This window comes from Neobacillus canaveralius, assembly GCF_047237705.1.
GTDB classification, from domain to species: domain Bacteria; phylum Bacillota; class Bacilli; order Bacillales; family Cytobacillaceae; genus Neobacillus; species Neobacillus niacini_K.
On sequence record NZ_JBDFLL010000001.1, the window covers coordinates 5028845 to 5046008 of the forward strand.

Below are 17164 nucleotides of genomic sequence, written 5' to 3' on the forward strand. Positions count from 1 at the left end.
TAACCCTATAAATCGAATACTAATACCACGTGATAAGCACTGGAGTGACGACACTTTGCTTTTCATGGTTTCTCATTCCCTTTTGATGGAGGTACAGCATGAGAAATAAAGAAACCAATTTCCCTAACCAAAACAACAACAAGTTAGAGGGAGAGCCAAGAGCAAAAGCAGAATATGCTTCTAAAAGAGCCGATGGCACGATTAATACACACCCGCAAGAGCGGATGCGTGCTTCTGGTCAGCGTGAAAAGGATACACCTGAGTTTTTGTAGTTATAAAAACCAGCAAGCAAACCAGAGACTTGTTCTCTGGTTTGTTTATTTATTTGAGTTCTTTCAACATTGAAATGGGTAATGCTTCTTCTTTCCCATCACCTTTTAGGCGATACCCCCAAGCAAATACACCATTTAAATAGTCTATTTTAAAATATTCCCCTGGGTCACCCTCTAGTTCATAAATTTCTCCTGGTTTGAAATTAGCTGAATCTAATAGATACGCTCGTGCCATAACTGCCTTTCTCTCGAGCACGGCATATTCACTAACCATTCCCATTTGCTCTGCTTTTCTCGCTTTCTCTAACAGCTGGGCGATTTCCTGTTTTAATTCATGCTCTGTCATAGTGCTATATCGTCTCTCCTGTTGCATTTCTCCCACTCCCGTTTTCGTTTTTCCCTTTATTTTAGTATAGTTATTTTTAATGAATTAATAAAGGATGAAGGAGAGATTTCACTGAAAACCATCATTGTTACCGGCGCTGGTTCTGGATTGGGGAAGGAATTATCCTTATTATTTTCGCAGCAAGGCTATCATGTCTTATTAACCGGAAGATCCGTTGGTAAGCTGTCCGCAGTTAAAGAGGAAATTGAAAAAGCAGGCGGTGTCGCGGATTACGTTGTGCTTAATGTTCAAAAGGATGCTGATATATTAAACAGAGTTAATGAAATCCGTATGAATCACAAAGTCGTTGGGTTAGTCAATAATGCTGGTGTCGGACATTTTGGTCCTTTTTTTAAAATAACACAACAAGAAATTATCGAAATGCTAAACACGAATGTTCTTGGTACCATTTTAATGACAAAAGCTGTATTACCTTTACTTCAAGAACAGGGTGAAGGTCTATTGATAAATATTATTTCAACTGCGGGACTAAGAGGGAAAGTCAATGAAGCTGTTTATGCTGCAAGTAAATTTGCTGTCAGAGGCTTTACTGAGAGCTTACAAAAGGAATACGAAAATAGCCCGATAAACATTAAAGCCGTTTATATGGGTGGCATGGATACTCCTTTTTGGGAAGGAAGCAATCACATAGAAGACGCTTCACGCTTTCGTTCAGCTAAAGAGGTAGCGAAGATGATTATCGAGCAAATCGATCAGGATGAGATTATCATCGAAAGTAAAAAATCATGACGAACGGCGTCATGATTTTTTGACTTCTCTTAGATATTCTTCAATCAATTCTATTGAAAAGCCTTTACGATATAAGGCTTGTTTCATTTTTTGTTCGAATTCAAAACCACTATATTTACTATACTTCCGATGAGCCTTTTCACCCTGATACCTAATGGCTTCCATTTCCTCATCTTGTTCTTTATCGATTTCTGCCTCATTTAGTGCGATATGAATGACATCAAAAGGATAGCCCTTCCTTAACAGCAATTGCTCCGCTTTCTGCTTAACAATCCGCTCCGAATCCTTTGTACTTTTCTTGATTAGCTTTTCGGATACTTTAATGGCTTTTTCGACTTGATCCTCTTTAGGGTACTCGGCAATTGCCAGTTTAATAAGAGCCTCGTTAATTCCTCTTTCTTTTAACTCCATGGTGATTACGTCTGGACCTTTATCTGTTGTATTCATTTGAGTCCTTACAAAGGAGAAGGCATATTCTTCATCATTGATGTATTTTAGAGAATCCAATTTATGTAGAACTTCAATAATAATCGGTTCTTCTACTTCCTTTTGTGTAAGATAATCCTTTATCTCTTTTTCAGATCTCATTCTTCTGGCCAAATAATTAACCGCTAGATTATATGCCTTCCGGATGTCATCTTGATACTGTATCTCCTGGATGGCAAACTCATCAATCTCCAACCCTTTTTTTAAATGAAACCTTACAAGTACATCACTATCGACACTAAAAGCATATTCTTCGCCTTCACCAGAATCCATAAATATATTGAATCGATCTTTATTTTTCTGCTGCGTGGTGATTTTCGTAATTACAGCCATATCAGTCACCTCACCCTTACTTTACCATATTTTTTTAACATTTGAGTATCATTCCATTCCTAAAAGGTAAAAATGGAGAATGTGCTTAATTTTTTCCATAAGCTTTTTAACAATTGGCTGTGTTATAGCTATCTTGATTTTGCACCCTGTTGATTGGAGCGGAAATAAACAGACACAATTGACACAGCCTAACAAACAAAAATGTTGAAAGGAATGAGCGAAATGGCAGGAAAAAAGAAAAAGGATATGGGCAGAGGGAAATACAGCTTAACAAGTACACAAGAGGTACTGTATCAGCGTGACTTTAAATTAGCAGATCGTGCTGCTGGGTTTAACGACAGTAAGACTAAACTTTAATATTTTTCCATTAATGGACCCCTTTCTAATGGTACATGCTAATAGAGGGAACTTCTTAGGTTCCTTAATAGCTAACATTGAAAGGGGTTTTTCTAATGGGTCGTGCGCAGGGACATAAAACTCGTGATAAAAACAAAGCATCACTTCCACAGGTTCCTAAAAACATGAAATCAGATGGTTATGATGTGGAATATTCCGCTGAATTTGCTGATCATGCAGACCTTGAAGCAATGGCACGAGCAAATGCAGCCAACCAGCGCGTGAAGCGTAGAAAAAAATAACCCTTTTAAGCAAATTGGCAGCGTATTTTGCTGCAAAAAAGAGAAGCAGGGTTACTCCTGCTTCTTTCAAAAATTTATTAGGGGGAAAAATTGATTAAATCAGCGAATCCTACAGAGAGATTAATGCCATTATCAGGCAATAGGACCCGGGTAAAACTGATACTAGGTGATTGTGAATCGAATCACTATCTCCTTTACAACTTCAATATACTCCCCTTTAGTTGCAATAACAATTGTTTTCACAGTTTCTTAACATATTAACAGTAGAAATATGAATAGTATGTGAACTTTATAAGTTGTTTATATTAGAAACCTACTTTTATTAAAGCGGAAACAGAGATATGGTCTCTTTCGTTCTTAAGTGTGCAACCATATCGAGCCATTCTTGAGGTTTATTTGAGAGAATGGAGTAATAGTTGGTGAGAAAATCAGCCACAAGAGACGCAGGAATAGAGTCTAGCTCATCGTCCATTGGCATAAAGCAAAAATCGAGTCCTTTTACAGCCTCACCATTATTTTCCCAGGATGGATGTACGTATTCTAAATCAATTCGTTTATAACCTAAATGTGAAAGTACCTCACGCCGCACATAAGGGTCCATCACCTTAACACCGCCAAACTCATGTCCTACCCGATATGGATCATAAATTTCGGCAAACATACCGAAAAGCTCTTTTCCGTTTTTTGCAGCAAGCTTTTGTAAATCCTTTAAGCGGTTCTGTGCTAAGAATCTCCCTAGGCCAAGACCAGGCCTGCTAATGATTGTGAAATCTGTCATCGCAATATTCCAATCTGGATAATAACGATATTCGGTTGCCCCTACAACCTCCTCGCCATTAACAGCAACAAATACACGAATACCTGGATCTTCTAAAGGCTCTTTCCATAAGTCATACTCTAAGACTTCTTCTGGCGGAAATATTTCTCCCATTAAGTCGTGCAGTTTTTTAAAGTTTGAATCTTCTATACTTACAATCCTTTTATATTCCATTATCAACACTCTCCCTTTGGTTTATTAAATGGATTTTTCCATTCCATTAGTGCTGCATAATTACATGATTCTTCATCGTCTAGGTAATTTTCTACAATGCCAATCGGCACCCTTCCGCACCGAAGCAAAAATGTGATAACAGGGTCTTTTAAATCCCCTTTGAGTACTTTATTTAAATAATTTTGAGGTGTCATGATATCAGCCACTTTATAAAACCCGGGCATTCTGCCACCACCAAGCAATCGCACTAGTTTTTTCTGGATAACAACATGATACATAGCATGCATCATCAATTTTCCAAGACCAAGTTTCCGAAACTTTGGACGAACACTAATATCTACTATATAAAGTGTATCACCACTAGGATTATGATTTGTAATGTATCCATGGTCGGTGATTTCTTCCCATGTATGCTCCATATGGTTAGGATCAAAATCAACACAAAGCCCAGTAAGGGAACCTGCTAATATACCATCGACTTCAATACATATAGCTCCCTCTTGGAATCTCATCACATGGTTGGATAATTGTTCTTTATTCCACCAAAGGTCTGAAGGAAATGGAGGTGGAAAGCATTCAGACTGTATTTTAATAAGTTCGTCAAAATCGTCTTGAGTGTAATTGCGAATGATCACAGGAACTGGCTTATCTTGGTCAAATACGTAGAATTCACTCCGATACAAGGCCACTCCACCCTTCGATTATTTTTCCCAATCCGGATATAAATCTGTTCTCCGGTCACGCCAAGTAGTAACGGATCCTCGTTCTCTAACTTCATATAATAACTCTAGATCAAGGTCAGCTGTGACAACCATATCGTTATTCACTTCCCCTTCAACGAGAATACCTTTTGGCGGGAATGGGATATCATTTGGTGTGATAATAACGGCCTGACCGAAATTAGCACGCATAAAATCAACGGTAGGCAGGACACCGACGGTTCCGGTTAAAACCACATATACCTGATTTTCAATAGCACGAGCATGACTTGTATAACGTACACGATGGAAGCCGTGGCGGTCATCAGTACAAGATGGACAAAAGATTACGTCGGCACCTTTGGCTTTTGCCATACGGACAATTTCAGGGAACTCAATGTCATAGCAAGTGAGCAGGGCAATTTTCCCTTTTTCTGTTTCAAAGATTTGAAAGCTGTCACCTTTCTCCATATTCCATTCGTTTACCTCCGTAGGGGTAATATGAAGCTTTGCCTGTTCGCCAATCCTTCCATCTGGATAAAATAAATGGGCCGTATTATAAAGCTTGCCGCCCTTTTCAATAACATGTGTACCGGCAATGATGTGCATATTGGTTTGTTCGGCAAAATTTGAGAACAATTCTCGGTATTGCTCGGTGAAACCTGGTAAATCATTGATTGTCAGACTCTGCCCCTGCCCATTTCCAATCGATAGGAGCTGTGTGGTAAAGAATTCAGGGAAAAGGACAAACTCTGCACCAAATTCCTCCGCCGTTTTTATATAATGCTCGCATTGTGCGGCAAATTCTTCAAAGGAATGAATTGTATGTAAGTGATACTGTACAACTGAGACACGTAATTTCATCGTTTTCCTCCTTTTAAAAAAACCATTATGAGGAAATTATCTAATATTTTGGATAATAAAACAAATAAAAAGCCACCCTTCGGTGGTTTTCGTTGATGATACCTATAGACGACCCTCAAAGTAGCTATAGTGACCGAAACCCCAAACAAGTAGCTACCACGGTCACTATAAGTGCTCTATAGTTACCCTAACCTCCAAAAAGTAGGTATCACGGTCACTATTAGTGCTCTATAGTTACCCTAACCACAAATTAATAGGTACCACGGTCACTATAAGTGCTCTATAGTTACCCTAACCTCCAAAAAGTAGGTATCACGGTCACTATTAGTGCTCTATAGTTACCCTAACCACAAAATAATAGGTACCACGGTCACTATAAGACCGCACAAAGGATACCTGATAACCATTTTTACATATTAACCCATCCCATCCCCCCAAAAAAGGGGCTTTATCATCAAAAAAAACCACCCTTCGGTGGTTTTCGTTTACTTACCTAGTTTTCCTTCACCAAGCTCGATTTGTTTAATCACCTGTTCAGGTGAAGTCCCACCAAAGCTATTTCTTACCGCTACAACATGTTCTGGTGATAGAACTTCATAAATATCCTCTTCAAATAAGGAACTGAACTCTTGGTATTCTTCAAAACTTAAATCAAGTAAGAATTTTTGGTTTTGAATCGCATATAAAACGATCTTTCCGATGACTTCATGTGCCTCTCTAAATGGCAGACCTTTTCTAACTAAATAATCTGCAATATCCGTTGCATTTGAGAAGTCGTTATTAATCGCTTTTCGCATAATATCTTTGTTTACTGTCATACTTTCGATCATTGGTGCTAACAACATTAGGGACCCTTCCAGTGTCTCCACTGTATCAAACATTCCCTCCTTGTCCTCCTGCAAATCCTTATTGTATGCGAGAGGCAAACCCTTTAGAACGGTCAATAGACCAATCAAATTACCAAAAGTACGACCAGTCTTTCCTCTTAACAACTCAGGTACGTCTGGGTTCTTCTTTTGTGGCATAATGCTCGAACCTGTACAAAAAGAGTCATCAAGCTCAACAAATTGAAACTCTTGGCTTGACCAAATCACAAGCTCTTCAGATAATCTGGAAATATGAGTCATGATAATGGAACCAATTGAAAGGAATTCTAGAATAAAATCCCTGTCACTCACGGCATCCATGCTGTTTGGATAAACCGTTTCAAACCCTAGTATCTCTGCAACACGTTCACGATTGATAGGAAATGTAGTTCCTGCTAAGGCACCAGCACCAAGGGGCAGCCAATTGACACGCTTTAAGCTATCAATCAATCTCTCTTTATCACGTTCAAACATCCAGAAGTAAGCCATTAAATGATGGGCAAATGAAACCGGCTGAGCACGCTGGAGATGAGTATAACCTGGAATTAAGGTATTAACATTCTCTTTTGCCTGTACAAGCAGTGAACTTTGAACATCCTCAAGCAGCTTAATTAATTCCGTTGTTTTTGTTCGTAAGTATAAGTGCATATCGGTTGCAACCTGGTCATTTCGACTGCGTCCAGTATGAAGCTTACCACCGACAGGACCAATTTTTTCAATCAATAACTTTTCAATATTCATATGAATATCTTCATCTTCAACTAAAAACTCAACTTCATTTTGATCCACCATCTTTTTAATTTCAAGAAGGCCTGCTTTTATTTTTTCCGCGTCCTCAAGCGGAATAATGCCACATTCCCCTAACATTTGAACATGTGCCATACTGCCCGCGATGTCCTCTTTTGCCAGCTTTTGATCAAAGGAAATGGAAGCTGTAAATTCTTCCACTAATTTATTTGTTTCTTTTGTAAAACGCCCGCCCCATAATTTGGACATTGATTGCTCCTCCTTAAAAACTAACAAGTTTGCCCTCGAAAAGGTTTCGAGGGCACCCGTTTATTATTTCGTTATCGTTTCTTTATTATTTACCTCAGAATATACCTTTGTTGGCAGTCCCCAAATTTTGATAAATCCAACAGCCGCATTGTGGTCAAAAGCATCACCTTTAGAGTAAGTTGCTAATTCTTCATTATAAAGGCTGTTAGGCGACTTACGACCGACAACTGTATGGTTTCCTTTGTGGAGTTTCACCCGAATAGTACCCGAAACGACCTTTTGGGTTTCATCAATAAAGGCATCGAGAGCTGGTTTTATTGGTGAATACCAAAGTCCTTCGTAGATGATTTTTGCCATTTGCTGTTCTACTTGGGTTTTGAACTGTGTTACTTCACGCGTTAATGTTAAGAATTCTAATTCTTTGTGAGCATTAATCAAAATTAACGCAGCAGGATTTTCATAAACTTCTCTAGATTTAATTCCTACTAGTCGATTTTCAATATGATCGATACGACCAACGCCATGTTTACCACCAAGCTCGTTCAAGGTTTCGATTAATTGCACCAATGGCAGCTTTTCACCATTCAACGCAACAGGAACACCTTGCTCAAATTCAATTTCTAAATACTCTGCTTGATCTGGTGTTAATTCAATTGGAGCAGTCCAATCAAAAGCAGCTTCAGGTGCCTCTGCCCATGGATCTTCTAGGACACCTGCTTCGCAAGCACGTCCCCAGATATTCGCATCAATCGAGAAAGGATTGTCTAAATTAACAGGTATTGGGATTCCATTTTCCTGTGCATATTCGATTTCTTCGTCACGAGTCATACCCCATTCACGAACAGGCGCAACAACCTTTAAACTAGGATTTAACGCTTGAATTGAAACTTCGAAACGAACTTGGTCGTTTCCTTTTCCTGTACAACCATGAGCAACAGCAGTTGCTCCTTCTTTTTCAGCTACTTCTACCAATAATTTTGAAATTAATGGACGAGAAAGTGCAGATGATAGAGGGTATTTTCCTTCATATAAACAATTCGCCTTTAAGGCAGGTAAAATATATTCCTTTGCTAACAATTCTTTTGCATCGATCATATAGGCTTTAATAGCTCCAACGTTCAACGCCTTTTGTTTAATTGCTTCTAGATCTTTACCTTCACCAACATCTAGACCTAGTGCAATGACATCATAACCATATTTCTCTTGAATCCATTTAACTGAAACGGAAGTATCTAATCCGCCTGAATAAGCTAAAACAATTTTTTCCTTAGCCATTTATATTCTCCTCGCATTTACGTGAATTAATATTCAATCAATAGAATTATTATACATAAGAATCCAAATAAAATCTACTATTCTAGTAAAAGTTTTAAAATTGCTTTTTGAGCATGGAGTCGGTTCTCGGCTTCATCAAACACCACCGAATGCGGTCCATCAATGATTTCAGCTGTTACTTCTTCACCTCTGTGGGCAGGTAAGCAATGTAAAAAGATATAATCTTTTTTAGCATGCTGACACAATTCAGTATTTATTTGATATGCCGCAAGATCTTTTAATCTTTTTTCCGTTTCCGCCTCTTGACCCATACTGGTCCAAACATCTGTGACAACGATATCCGCATCCTTGATCGCTTCTACTGGATTATGAGTAATCGTAACTTTGCTTCCCGTTACTTTACCAGTTTCAATTGCCTTCTGTGTAATCTTTCCATCAGGTAAATACCCTGGAGGGCTTGCAATGCTGATATGCATTCCAACCTTTGCTGCACCTTCCATTAATGAATGAGCCATATTATTATTACCGTCCCCTAAATAGCACATTTTTAATCCAGCCAATTTGCCTTTGTGCTCTTGAATGGTTAATAAATCAGCCATCACTTGAGTCGGATGATGCAAATCAGTTAAACCGTTAATAACCGGAACGGTTGCATGCTCGGCAAGTTCTTTAACAGAGTCATGTGAAAAAGTTCTAATCATCATGCAATCAATATATCTTGATAAAACTTTTGCTGTATCTGAAATACTTTCTCCTCTACCCAGCTGAATGTCCCTCGAACTTAAGAAAATCGCATGCCCACCTAATTGGAGCATCCCTACCTCAAAGGAAACCCTAGTACGAGTTGAAGACTTCTCAAATATCATCCCTAGAACCTTTCCGCTCAAATAAGGATGTGGTTTCCCTTGTTTCTGAAGGCTTTTCAGTTCCTTTGCTTCCTCTAATAAGAAAAGAATCTCATCAGTATGAAAATCGGACAAGGATAAAAAATCCTTGCCTTTTAATTGTGGCTGTTGTGACACACCCTTTGCGTTCCAGTTAATCACATTTGACATGTTCCACACCGCTCTCTTTGATATTGTAATATTCCGTTACTGTGCGTACCTCTGATTGAGTAATAGCTTGAGCCTGAAGGTTAACCATTGCTTCGACTGTATCTAAATGAGTAAATACAGGTACATTGTAGCGGGTTGCTTGTTCACGAATGTAAAAACCAAATTTAATTTTATTTCTTCCTTGATTTGGTATATTAATGACTGCTTGAATGGTATTATTTTTGAATAGTTCATTTACATCTTCGTTATCCTTAATAACCTTTTCAATGATAAGGCCATTTTCTTGTAGGAATTTTGCTGTCCCTTCGGTTGCAGTTAGCTTGTAACTTTCATTGACAAACTGCTGTAGAATTGGAAGGCTGGCTTGTTTTTCCCGATCGGATATTGAACAGAATAGATATTTCTCTGTTTCACTTGATAAAGGGAAAGCCTTTTCGAGCGCTTCATGGAAGGTTGCTCCTAACCCTAACACTTCACCTGTTGATTTCATTTCCGGTCCTAAAACGTGGTCGACTCCTTTTAATTTGCTTCTAGAAAATACCGGTGTCTTTACCGAATAATAATTAGGTTCTGCTAATAGTCCTGTTTCACTCGTTAGAGAACTCAAAGGTACTCCTAGTTGAACCATTACCGCCCACTCAATCATTGGAACGCCTGTAACCTTGCTCATAATTGGAACCGTACGTGAAGAACGTGGATTTACTTCTAAAACAAGGACTTGGTCCTGATAAATAACAAATTGGATATTCATGATGCCGACGATTGGAGCCGATTTAGCAATTTTTTCAGCATAATCGATTAATGTTTCTTTAATCCCTTCCGCTAATGAGATTGGTGGGAAAACACTAATACTATCCCCAGAATGTACGCCCGCTCTTTCGATATGTTCAAAGATTCCCGGAACAATGACATTCTGTCCATCACTAATGACATCCACTTCACATTCTAATCCAGGCATATAGCGATCCACTAATAACGGCCACATTTTTTCTTGAGATGAGTTTTCCTCAAGCTGCTGAATATAATAGTTAAGCTCTTCTTCTGTAAAAATAGTAAACATTGATTGGCCGCCAATTACATAAGATGGACGAACCAGCACAGGATATCCAAGTTTTGCAGCTGCTTCTAGTAATTCATCCTTATGAGATACAGTCTCACCTACAATATGTGGAATGTTTAAGTTTTCCAGTAACTGATAAAATTCTTTACGATCTTCGAAGGCATCGACACTTTTAACACTTGTGCCTAAAATCTTTACTCCTTCTTCTTGAAGGTCATGTGCTAGATTAATAGCCGTTTGCCCACCAAACTGGATTAATACACCTTCAATTTTCTCTTTTTCAATCACAGTAAGAACATCTTCTGCTGTTAATGGTTCAAAATACAGGCGATCTGCCACAGAGTAATCCGTACTAACCGTCTCAGGATTATTGTTGATTACGACTGCCTCATAGCCCATCTTCTTAATCGCTTTTGCAGCATGAACAGAGCAGTAATCAAATTCAATTCCCTGACCAATTCGGATTGGTCCTGAACCAAGAACAAGAATTTTCTTGCTGTTAGTTTCCTCTACCTCATCCGCTCCAAGCCATGTGGAATAGTAGTAAGGGGTAACGGCATCAAATTCTGCTGAACACGTATCAACCATCTTGTAGCCAGGCTTCCAGTTAAGTTCTTTCCACTTACTTCTTATTTGCTTTTCCTCTATGCTGTATATTTGTGAAAGCAGCTTATCGGAAATATTATGACGCTTCGCAGTTTTCAACAAAGAAAGTGGTACATCATTCCATTCATAAGAAGCTAATTCCACTTCTAAGTCAACGATCGCGTTGATTTTGTTTAAGAACCATGAATCAATCTCCGTTAACTGCTTAATTTCCTCTAGGGAAATACCTCTTCTGAATGCTTCTGCCAGCATAAATAATCTTTGGTCATTTGGTACTTCAAGTTTTTCAAATAAGACTTCAGTATCTATATTTTTGTTTGATTCCAGACAAAGTCCAAATGTATTTAATTCCATTGAACGAATTGCTTTATTTAGCGCCCCTTCAAAGGTTCGGTCAATTGCCATTACTTCACCAGTTGCTTTCATTTGTGTACCTAATGTACGATCCGCCTCTGGAAATTTATCAAATGGAAAGCGTGGAAGCTTCACAACAATATAATCAATTGCCGGTTCAAAGGATGCAAAGGTGTTACCTGTTATTGGGTTCACAATCTCATCTAAATGATACCCAACCGCACATTTAGCCGCCATCCTTGCAATCGGATAACCAGTAGCCTTTGACGCTAATGCGGAAGAACGGCTTACCCTTGGATTTACTTCAATAATGCAATATTGATTGGATTCTGGATTAAGAGCAAACTGGATATTACAGCCGCCAATAATCTCTAATTCTCTTATTACTTTAAGAGAAGAATCTCGAAGCATTTGGTATTGGACATCGGTTAATGTTTGTGATGGAGCAACAACAATAGAATCACCGGTATGAACGCCTACAGGGTCCATATTTTCCATATTACAAACAATTATACATGTATCATTGGCGTCCCTTATTACCTCATATTCGATTTCCTTCCAGCCTTTAATGCTTCTTTCGACTAGGACCTGATGAATCGGGCTTGCTGCTAACCCCTTCTTTAGAACATTTTCAAGCTCTTCAGAATTATGGGCAAAGCCGCCGCCGTGTCCACCTAGTGTATATGCCGGTCGGATAATAACAGGGAAACCTATCTCGTTAACGAACGTTACACCTTCTTCGTACGTATGAATTATCGCAGATTCTGGGATTGGTTCTTCAATCTTTATCATTAAACTGCGGAACCGATCACGGTCCTCGCCATTTTTTATCGATTCTACAGAGGTTCCTAACAACTCTACATTGTATTTTTGAAGAATACTCTTTTCATAGAGTTCTACCGTTAGATTTAAACCCGTTTGACCACCTAAAGTTCCAATAATTCCATCAGGCTTTTCTTTTTGGATAATTTTTTCAATGGTTTCTACATTTAATGGTTCGATATATACTTTATCTGCGACAGTTTCGTCCGTCATAATCGTTGCTGGGTTGCTATTGATTAATACCACCTGTATTCCCTCTTCTTTAAGAGCGATACAAGCTTGTGTTCCAGCATAATCAAATTCAGCTGCCTGCCCGATTACAATGGGGCCTGATCCAATTACTAATACTTTTTTTAGGTTTTTATTTAATGGCATAACGTTTATCTCCCACGGAATTTATCTGATATACAAAATTTTCAAGGATGTATTGGGTGTCACTTGGTCCTGGATGTGCTTCCGGGTGAAATTGAACGGTTTGAATCGGAAAGCGGCGATGCTTCAACCCTTCAATTGATTTATCATTAACGTTTCGGTACGAAATCTGGAATACCTGTGTATCAATACTTTCATCGACCACCACATATCCATGATTTTGAGCCGTAATTTTCACTTTACCTGTTGCTAATTCTTTAACGGGATGATTGCCGCCGCGATGTCCGTAAGCAAGTTTTTCCGTTTTCGCTCCATAAGCAAGGGCAATTAACTGATGGCCTAGGCAAATACCTAGAGTTGGATAGTGCTGTGTAATCTTTTTGATTTCTGGGAACCATTGTTTTAGCGACATTGGATCACCAGGTCCGTTGCTTAATAACACACCGTCCGGCTTTAAGGCTTTAATCTTTTCATAAGATGTATTAAATGGGACGATGGTAACCGAACATTTTTCATCTAGCAGTGCATTGAGTATTGACTTTTTATAACCAAAATCAATCAGGACAACGTGTGGTCCTTCATTATTGAAATATTGAATATTTTTTGTTGATACTTGCTCTACCCAAAATGGTATCGTTTTGTTTTCAGCAAAAGTTTCTTGTTTGGACTTACTTAAATAACCTTTTACTGTCCCACGGCTGCGAATCGTTTTGACAAGTAATCTTGTATCCACGCCTGCAATTCCAGGGACACCTGCCTGAATTAGTTTTTCAGAAAACTTATTAATCGATTGGTAATGACTTGGTGTTTCACATAAATCCCCAATCACCACTCCAGCTAAGGAAGGCGAAATGCATTCATCGTCCATTGCATTGATTCCATAGTTTCCGATAATCGGATAGCAAAACGTAATGAGCTGCCCAGCATAAGACGGATCTGTAATGATCTCCTGATAGCCAGTCATACTTGTATTAAAAACAACTTCTCCGATTGAGTCCTTGTTCGCACCTATTAGTATTCCTTCAAAAACCTCTCCAGTTTCCAAAGTAAGATATCCCTTTTCCAAAATACTCACTCGCCTTTCTCTATACTTTGGAAAGTTATTTCCAATGCTTCTATGAATTCGTTGATTTCCTCTTTCGATACCGTTAATGGCGGAAGCACTCTAACAACATTTGGCCCCGCTGTTAAAATCAACAGTTGATTTTCGATTGCTTTCTTAACAATTTGAGGAGCCTTATCTCCGACAACGATTCCTTTTAGGAGACCTTTTCCTCTAATATCTTCTATAAAAGTGTACTTTTCTTTAAATTTAGTTAACAGTTCATCAAAGTACACAGAAATTTCATTAACATGCTTCAATAAATTACTATCAATAATATGGGATAGAGTTGCCACCCCTGCTGCAGTTGCTAATGGATTGCCCCCGAATGTACTTCCGTGAGTACCAGGCTCGAATGCCTTTGCAGCTTTTTCTTTCGCAATGATTGCCCCAATTGGAAAACCTGATCCTAGACCTTTTGCCACACTAATAACATCCGGCTCTATACCGTATTGTTGATATGCGAACAGTGTGCCGGTCCTGCCAATTCCTGTTTGAATTTCATCAACCATTAGAAGGATGTCTTTCTCCTCGCAGATTTCTGCAATTTTCTTTACCCATTCCTGATTAGCTGGAATGACTCCACCTTCACCCTGGACGAGTTCCAATAAGATGGCTGCAGGCTCGAGCGTTTTTATTTGTTCAAGTGCTTCTATATCATTAAATGGCAGATAACTAAATCCTTTTACTAAAGGAGCAAATCCCTGTTGGATTTTTTCCTGACCTGTTGCCGATAATGTTGCCAATGTTCTGCCATGAAAGGATTGCTGAAAGGTAATAACTCCGAATGAATCTGTTTCTTTAACTTTCTGTCCGTATCTTCTTGCCAGCTTGATTGCTGCCTCATTTGCTTCCGCTCCGCTATTGCAAAAGAAAACCTGATCTCCACAGCTATTAGCGGTAAGTAGAGCAGCTAGTTCCTGCTGATTTGGAATGTTATAAAGGTTTGAACAATGCCAAAGATTTTGAAGCTGCTCTTCAAGCTTTTCTTTCACCACATCCGGCACATGCCCTAAATTACATGTTGCAATGCCTGAAGTGAAATCTAAGTATTTTTTTCCTTGATCATCCCATACATAGCTTCCTTTCCCCTTTACCAACGTAATGGGAAAGCGGCTATAGGTTGCCATTACCGGCGAAATTTGGGAAACAGAAGTATTAATGGTCATTAGGCAATCTCCTCGTCTAAAACAATTTTTGTTCCGATATTTTTACCATCCACGTATTCTACTAAGCTACTTTTTTCAAATCCATCGATAATACCAACCATCGGTATTTTATGAACTAATCCATCAATTGCTGCTTTGACCTTTGGAATCATCCCGCCGTAAATCGTTTTATTTTCGATCAGTTCTTCCACTTCGGCTTTGGTAACCTTATCTAATTTAGATTTTTCACCATTATTTTCAACTAAAATTCCAGGTATATCACTGATAAAGCAAAGATTTGCACCAAGCGCCTTGGCTACAGCACTTGCTGCAACATCTCCATTTATATTGTAGCGCTGCCCATCTGCTCCAATGCCTATTGGTGAAACAACAGGTATATGTCCTTGGGATACAATACTTTCAATGACTGCGGTATTCACTTCAACCACTTCGCCTACAAAACCTAAAGTTTCATCTGAAGTCGGAATGGCTTTTAACAAACTTCCATCCACTCCACTTACACCAAATGAACTTCCGCCTGCTTCAATGATGTTCCGCACTACTTGTTTATTTACCGTTCCGCTTAACACCATTTCTACAATATCTAATACCTCATGATTGGTTACCCTTAATCCATTTACAAAGGTAGTTTCTACATGTAAGTTTTTTAACAATTTATTGATAAGTGGTCCGCCGCCATGGACTATAATCGGTGTCCATTCTCCTTTTTGATGGAGGGAAATCACATCTTCATAGAATGATTTTGGCAGATTTTCTAACACACTTCCGCCACACTTAATGACTATATAGTTCATCTTTTGTCCCTCCACTTACGTGCGGTAGGATGCATTGATTTTTACATAATCATAAGTTAAATCGCAGCCCCAAGCCGTTGCACTTTCATCACCTTGATTTAGTTCAACAAAGATTTTAACTGTTTCCAGCTCTAAGTACTCTTTTACTTCTTCTTCTACGAATGGACATGGTAAGCCATTTTCAAATACCTTGTAAGGACCGATTGCCACTTTCAATGCATTTGGCTCAACAGGTATTCCTGAATATCCGATGGCTGTTACAATTCTTCCCCAGTTCGGATCAGTTCCGTAGATAGCAGTTTTTACAAGATTAGAAGAAATAATTGATTTTCCTACTGCTCTAGCAGCTTCATGACTATAAGCCCCGTTTACTTGAACTTCAACGAGCTTCGTTGCCCCTTCACCATCTCTGGCAATTTTCTTTGCAAGCTCTTCACTTACCAGCTTTAGGCCAGATTTGAAAAGCTCCCAATCTGGATGGTCTTTTGTTAGCTGTTCGTTACCAGCTAGCCCGTTGGCCAAAACCAAAACCATATCATTCGTACTTGTATCTCCATCAACTGTGATCATATTGAAGGTTTGATTTGTTATATCTTTTAATGCTGCATGTAAGTCCTCATGGGCAATATTGGCATCTGTTGTGACAAAACCAAGCATAGTCGCCATATTAGGGTGAATCATCCCAGATCCTTTAGCTGCACCGCCGATGCTGACGGTCTTACCATCTATTTTCACTTGAACAGCAACCTGCTTGATACAAGTGTCTGTTGTTAAGATTGCATTCTTGAAATTCTCTTCTGTTGCATATTTGGTTTGAAGAATTTGATCAATACCTGTTTTCACCTTATCCATCGGTAAAAGTTCACCAATAACTCCTGTAGAAGTAACTGCAACAAGGTGCTCCTCGATTCCTAGTACGTTTGCAAATCCTTTTTGCATTTCAAAAGCGTCTAACATTCCCTGTTCCCCGGTACAAGCGTTGGCATTACCGGAATTGACGATGATAGCCTGAATTTTATTTTCCTTTGCAATACTCTCTTGAGTAACTAAAAGGGGAGCCGCTTGAAAAATGTTCGTTGTATACACGCCAGCAACCGTTGCTGGAACTTCCGAAACAATATAACCAAGATCAAGACGTTTTCTTTTAATCCCACAATGCATGCCACCTGCTTTAAAGCCCTTTGGCAAGGTAACACTTTCTTCTTCTAATACAACGATTTCTTTATTCGATACTGCTGGCAACAAATTAATTCCCCCTTTATTCTAGGTAACTCGA

17 protein-coding genes are annotated in these 17164 nt (G+C 38.9%); 4 read left to right on the top strand and 13 right to left on the bottom strand.

Going from position 1 to position 17164, the window contains the following annotated elements; translation table 11 throughout:
- The first annotated feature begins 98 nt into the window (after positions 1 to 98).
- A complete protein-coding gene (locus tag ABC255_RS24675) occupies positions 99 to 272 on the top strand; it encodes a small, acid-soluble spore protein K (RefSeq protein WP_335529929.1) in 174 nt (57 codons plus the stop codon).
- Between the two features lie 49 nt (positions 273 to 321).
- Here the strand turns inward: ABC255_RS24675 and ABC255_RS24680 are convergent, their stop codons facing one another.
- On the bottom strand, positions 322 to 645 hold the full coding sequence (locus ABC255_RS24680; RefSeq protein WP_412997614.1) for a YfhH family protein: 324 nt from the start codon (positions 643 to 645) through the stop codon (positions 322 to 324).
- Between the two features lie 84 nt (positions 646 to 729).
- On the opposite strand from ABC255_RS24680, the gene ABC255_RS24685 reads away from it, so the two are divergent.
- Positions 730 to 1407, top strand: a complete 678-nt coding sequence (locus ABC255_RS24685; protein ID WP_412998628.1) for an SDR family NAD(P)-dependent oxidoreductase — start codon at positions 730 to 732, stop codon at positions 1405 to 1407.
- 9 nt (positions 1408 to 1416) lie between these two features.
- On the opposite strand, the gene recX is transcribed toward ABC255_RS24685, so the two are convergent.
- Positions 1417 to 2226, bottom strand: a complete 810-nt coding sequence (gene recX / locus ABC255_RS24690; protein ID WP_412997616.1) for a recombination regulator RecX — start codon at positions 2224 to 2226, stop codon at positions 1417 to 1419.
- A gap of 222 nt (positions 2227 to 2448) precedes the next feature.
- Here recX and ABC255_RS24695 point away from each other — a divergent pair, with 222 nt between their 5' ends.
- Together ABC255_RS24695 and ABC255_RS24700 are read left to right on the top strand one after the other, a co-directional pair.
- Complete coding sequence (locus ABC255_RS24695) at positions 2449 to 2583, top strand: YfhE family protein (RefSeq protein ID WP_335529918.1); 135 nt, start codon at positions 2449 to 2451, stop codon at positions 2581 to 2583.
- Positions 2584 to 2678: 95 nt separating this feature from the next.
- Positions 2679 to 2864: a YfhD family protein gene (locus tag ABC255_RS24700; RefSeq protein WP_412997617.1), complete on the top strand. Its 186-nt coding sequence runs from the start codon at positions 2679 to 2681 to the stop codon at positions 2862 to 2864.
- A gap of 322 nt (positions 2865 to 3186) precedes the next feature.
- Here the strand turns inward: ABC255_RS24700 and ABC255_RS24705 are convergent, their stop codons facing one another.
- The 11 genes from ABC255_RS24705 to argJ all read right to left on the bottom strand — a co-directional run bounded on the left by ABC255_RS24705 (position 3187) and on the right by argJ (position 17130).
- Positions 3187 to 3855, bottom strand: coding sequence for a GNAT family N-acetyltransferase (locus ABC255_RS24705; protein ID WP_412997619.1), 669 nt, complete (start codon positions 3853 to 3855; stop codon positions 3187 to 3189).
- A 2-nt stretch (positions 3856 to 3857) separates the two neighbouring features.
- Entirely contained in the window at positions 3858 to 4538 is a 681-nt protein-coding gene (locus ABC255_RS24710; protein WP_412997621.1) for a GNAT family N-acetyltransferase, read from the bottom strand.
- A gap of 18 nt (positions 4539 to 4556) precedes the next feature.
- The gene (locus tag ABC255_RS24715; protein ID WP_412997623.1) at positions 4557 to 5417 is read right to left on the bottom strand and encodes a carbon-nitrogen hydrolase family protein; all 861 of its coding nucleotides are present in this window, start codon (positions 5415 to 5417) and stop codon (positions 4557 to 4559) included.
- A gap of 485 nt (positions 5418 to 5902) precedes the next feature.
- Positions 5903 to 7279, bottom strand: coding sequence for an argininosuccinate lyase (argH, locus tag ABC255_RS24720; protein ID WP_335529902.1), 1377 nt, complete (start codon positions 7277 to 7279; stop codon positions 5903 to 5905).
- Between the two features lie 63 nt (positions 7280 to 7342).
- Positions 7343 to 8554 (bottom strand): argininosuccinate synthase, encoded by a 1212-nt coding sequence (locus ABC255_RS24725; RefSeq protein WP_412997625.1) that lies wholly within the window; start codon positions 8552 to 8554, stop codon positions 7343 to 7345.
- A 77-nt stretch (positions 8555 to 8631) separates the two neighbouring features.
- Positions 8632 to 9609 (bottom strand): ornithine carbamoyltransferase, encoded by a 978-nt coding sequence (argF, locus tag ABC255_RS24730; RefSeq protein WP_412997627.1) that lies wholly within the window; start codon positions 9607 to 9609, stop codon positions 8632 to 8634.
- Positions 9593 to 12826 carry a carbamoyl-phosphate synthase (glutamine-hydrolyzing) large subunit gene (gene carB, locus ABC255_RS24735; RefSeq protein WP_412997629.1) on the bottom strand — a complete coding sequence of 1078 codons (3234 nt, stop codon included), beginning with the start codon at positions 12824 to 12826 and terminating at the stop codon, positions 9593 to 9595. The genes argF and carB overlap by 17 nt, the downstream gene beginning before the upstream one ends.
- Positions 12813 to 13889, bottom strand: coding sequence for a carbamoyl phosphate synthase small subunit (locus tag ABC255_RS24740; RefSeq protein ID WP_412998629.1), 1077 nt, complete (start codon positions 13887 to 13889; stop codon positions 12813 to 12815). The genes carB and ABC255_RS24740 overlap by 14 nt, the downstream gene beginning before the upstream one ends.
- A gap of 5 nt (positions 13890 to 13894) precedes the next feature.
- Positions 13895 to 15094, bottom strand: a complete 1200-nt coding sequence (gene argD / locus ABC255_RS24745) for an acetylornithine transaminase (RefSeq protein WP_412997630.1) — start codon at positions 15092 to 15094, stop codon at positions 13895 to 13897.
- Entirely contained in the window at positions 15094 to 15888 is a 795-nt protein-coding gene (gene argB / locus ABC255_RS24750; RefSeq protein WP_412997632.1) for an acetylglutamate kinase, read from the bottom strand. The genes argD and argB overlap by 1 nt, the downstream gene beginning before the upstream one ends.
- A 15-nt stretch (positions 15889 to 15903) precedes the next feature.
- Positions 15904 to 17130, bottom strand: coding sequence for a bifunctional ornithine acetyltransferase/N-acetylglutamate synthase (argJ, locus tag ABC255_RS24755; RefSeq protein WP_412998630.1), 1227 nt, complete (start codon positions 17128 to 17130; stop codon positions 15904 to 15906).
- Between the last annotated feature and the right edge of the window lie 34 nt (positions 17131 to 17164).

Coding starts and splice junctions, on each gene's coding strand:
- ABC255_RS24675 (WP_335529929.1), top strand. CDS start 99: ATGAGAAATAAAGAAACCAATTTCCCTAACCAAAACAACAACAAGTTA.
- ABC255_RS24680 (WP_412997614.1), bottom strand. CDS start 645: ATGCAACAGGAGAGACGATATAGCACTATGACAGAGCATGAATTAAAA.
- recX (WP_412997616.1), bottom strand. CDS start 2,226: ATGGCTGTAATTACGAAAATCACCACGCAGCAGAAAAATAAAGATCGA.
- ABC255_RS24695 (WP_335529918.1), top strand. CDS start 2,449: ATGGCAGGAAAAAAGAAAAAGGATATGGGCAGAGGGAAATACAGCTTA.
- ABC255_RS24700 (WP_412997617.1), top strand. CDS start 2,679: ATGGGTCGTGCGCAGGGACATAAAACTCGTGATAAAAACAAAGCATCA.
- ABC255_RS24705 (WP_412997619.1), bottom strand. CDS start 3,855: ATGGAATATAAAAGGATTGTAAGTATAGAAGATTCAAACTTTAAAAAA.
- ABC255_RS24715 (WP_412997623.1), bottom strand. CDS start 5,417: ATGAAATTACGTGTCTCAGTTGTACAGTATCACTTACATACAATTCAT.
- argH (WP_335529902.1), bottom strand. CDS start 7,279: ATGTCCAAATTATGGGGCGGGCGTTTTACAAAAGAAACAAATAAATTA.
- ABC255_RS24725 (WP_412997625.1), bottom strand. CDS start 8,554: ATGGCTAAGGAAAAAATTGTTTTAGCTTATTCAGGCGGATTAGATACT.
- argF (WP_412997627.1), bottom strand. CDS start 9,609: ATGTCAAATGTGATTAACTGGAACGCAAAGGGTGTGTCACAACAGCCA.
- carB (WP_412997629.1), bottom strand. CDS start 12,826: ATGCCATTAAATAAAAACCTAAAAAAAGTATTAGTAATTGGATCAGGC.
- argD (WP_412997630.1), bottom strand. CDS start 15,094: ATGACCATTAATACTTCTGTTTCCCAAATTTCGCCGGTAATGGCAACC.
- argB (WP_412997632.1), bottom strand. CDS start 15,888: ATGAACTATATAGTCATTAAGTGTGGCGGAAGTGTGTTAGAAAATCTG.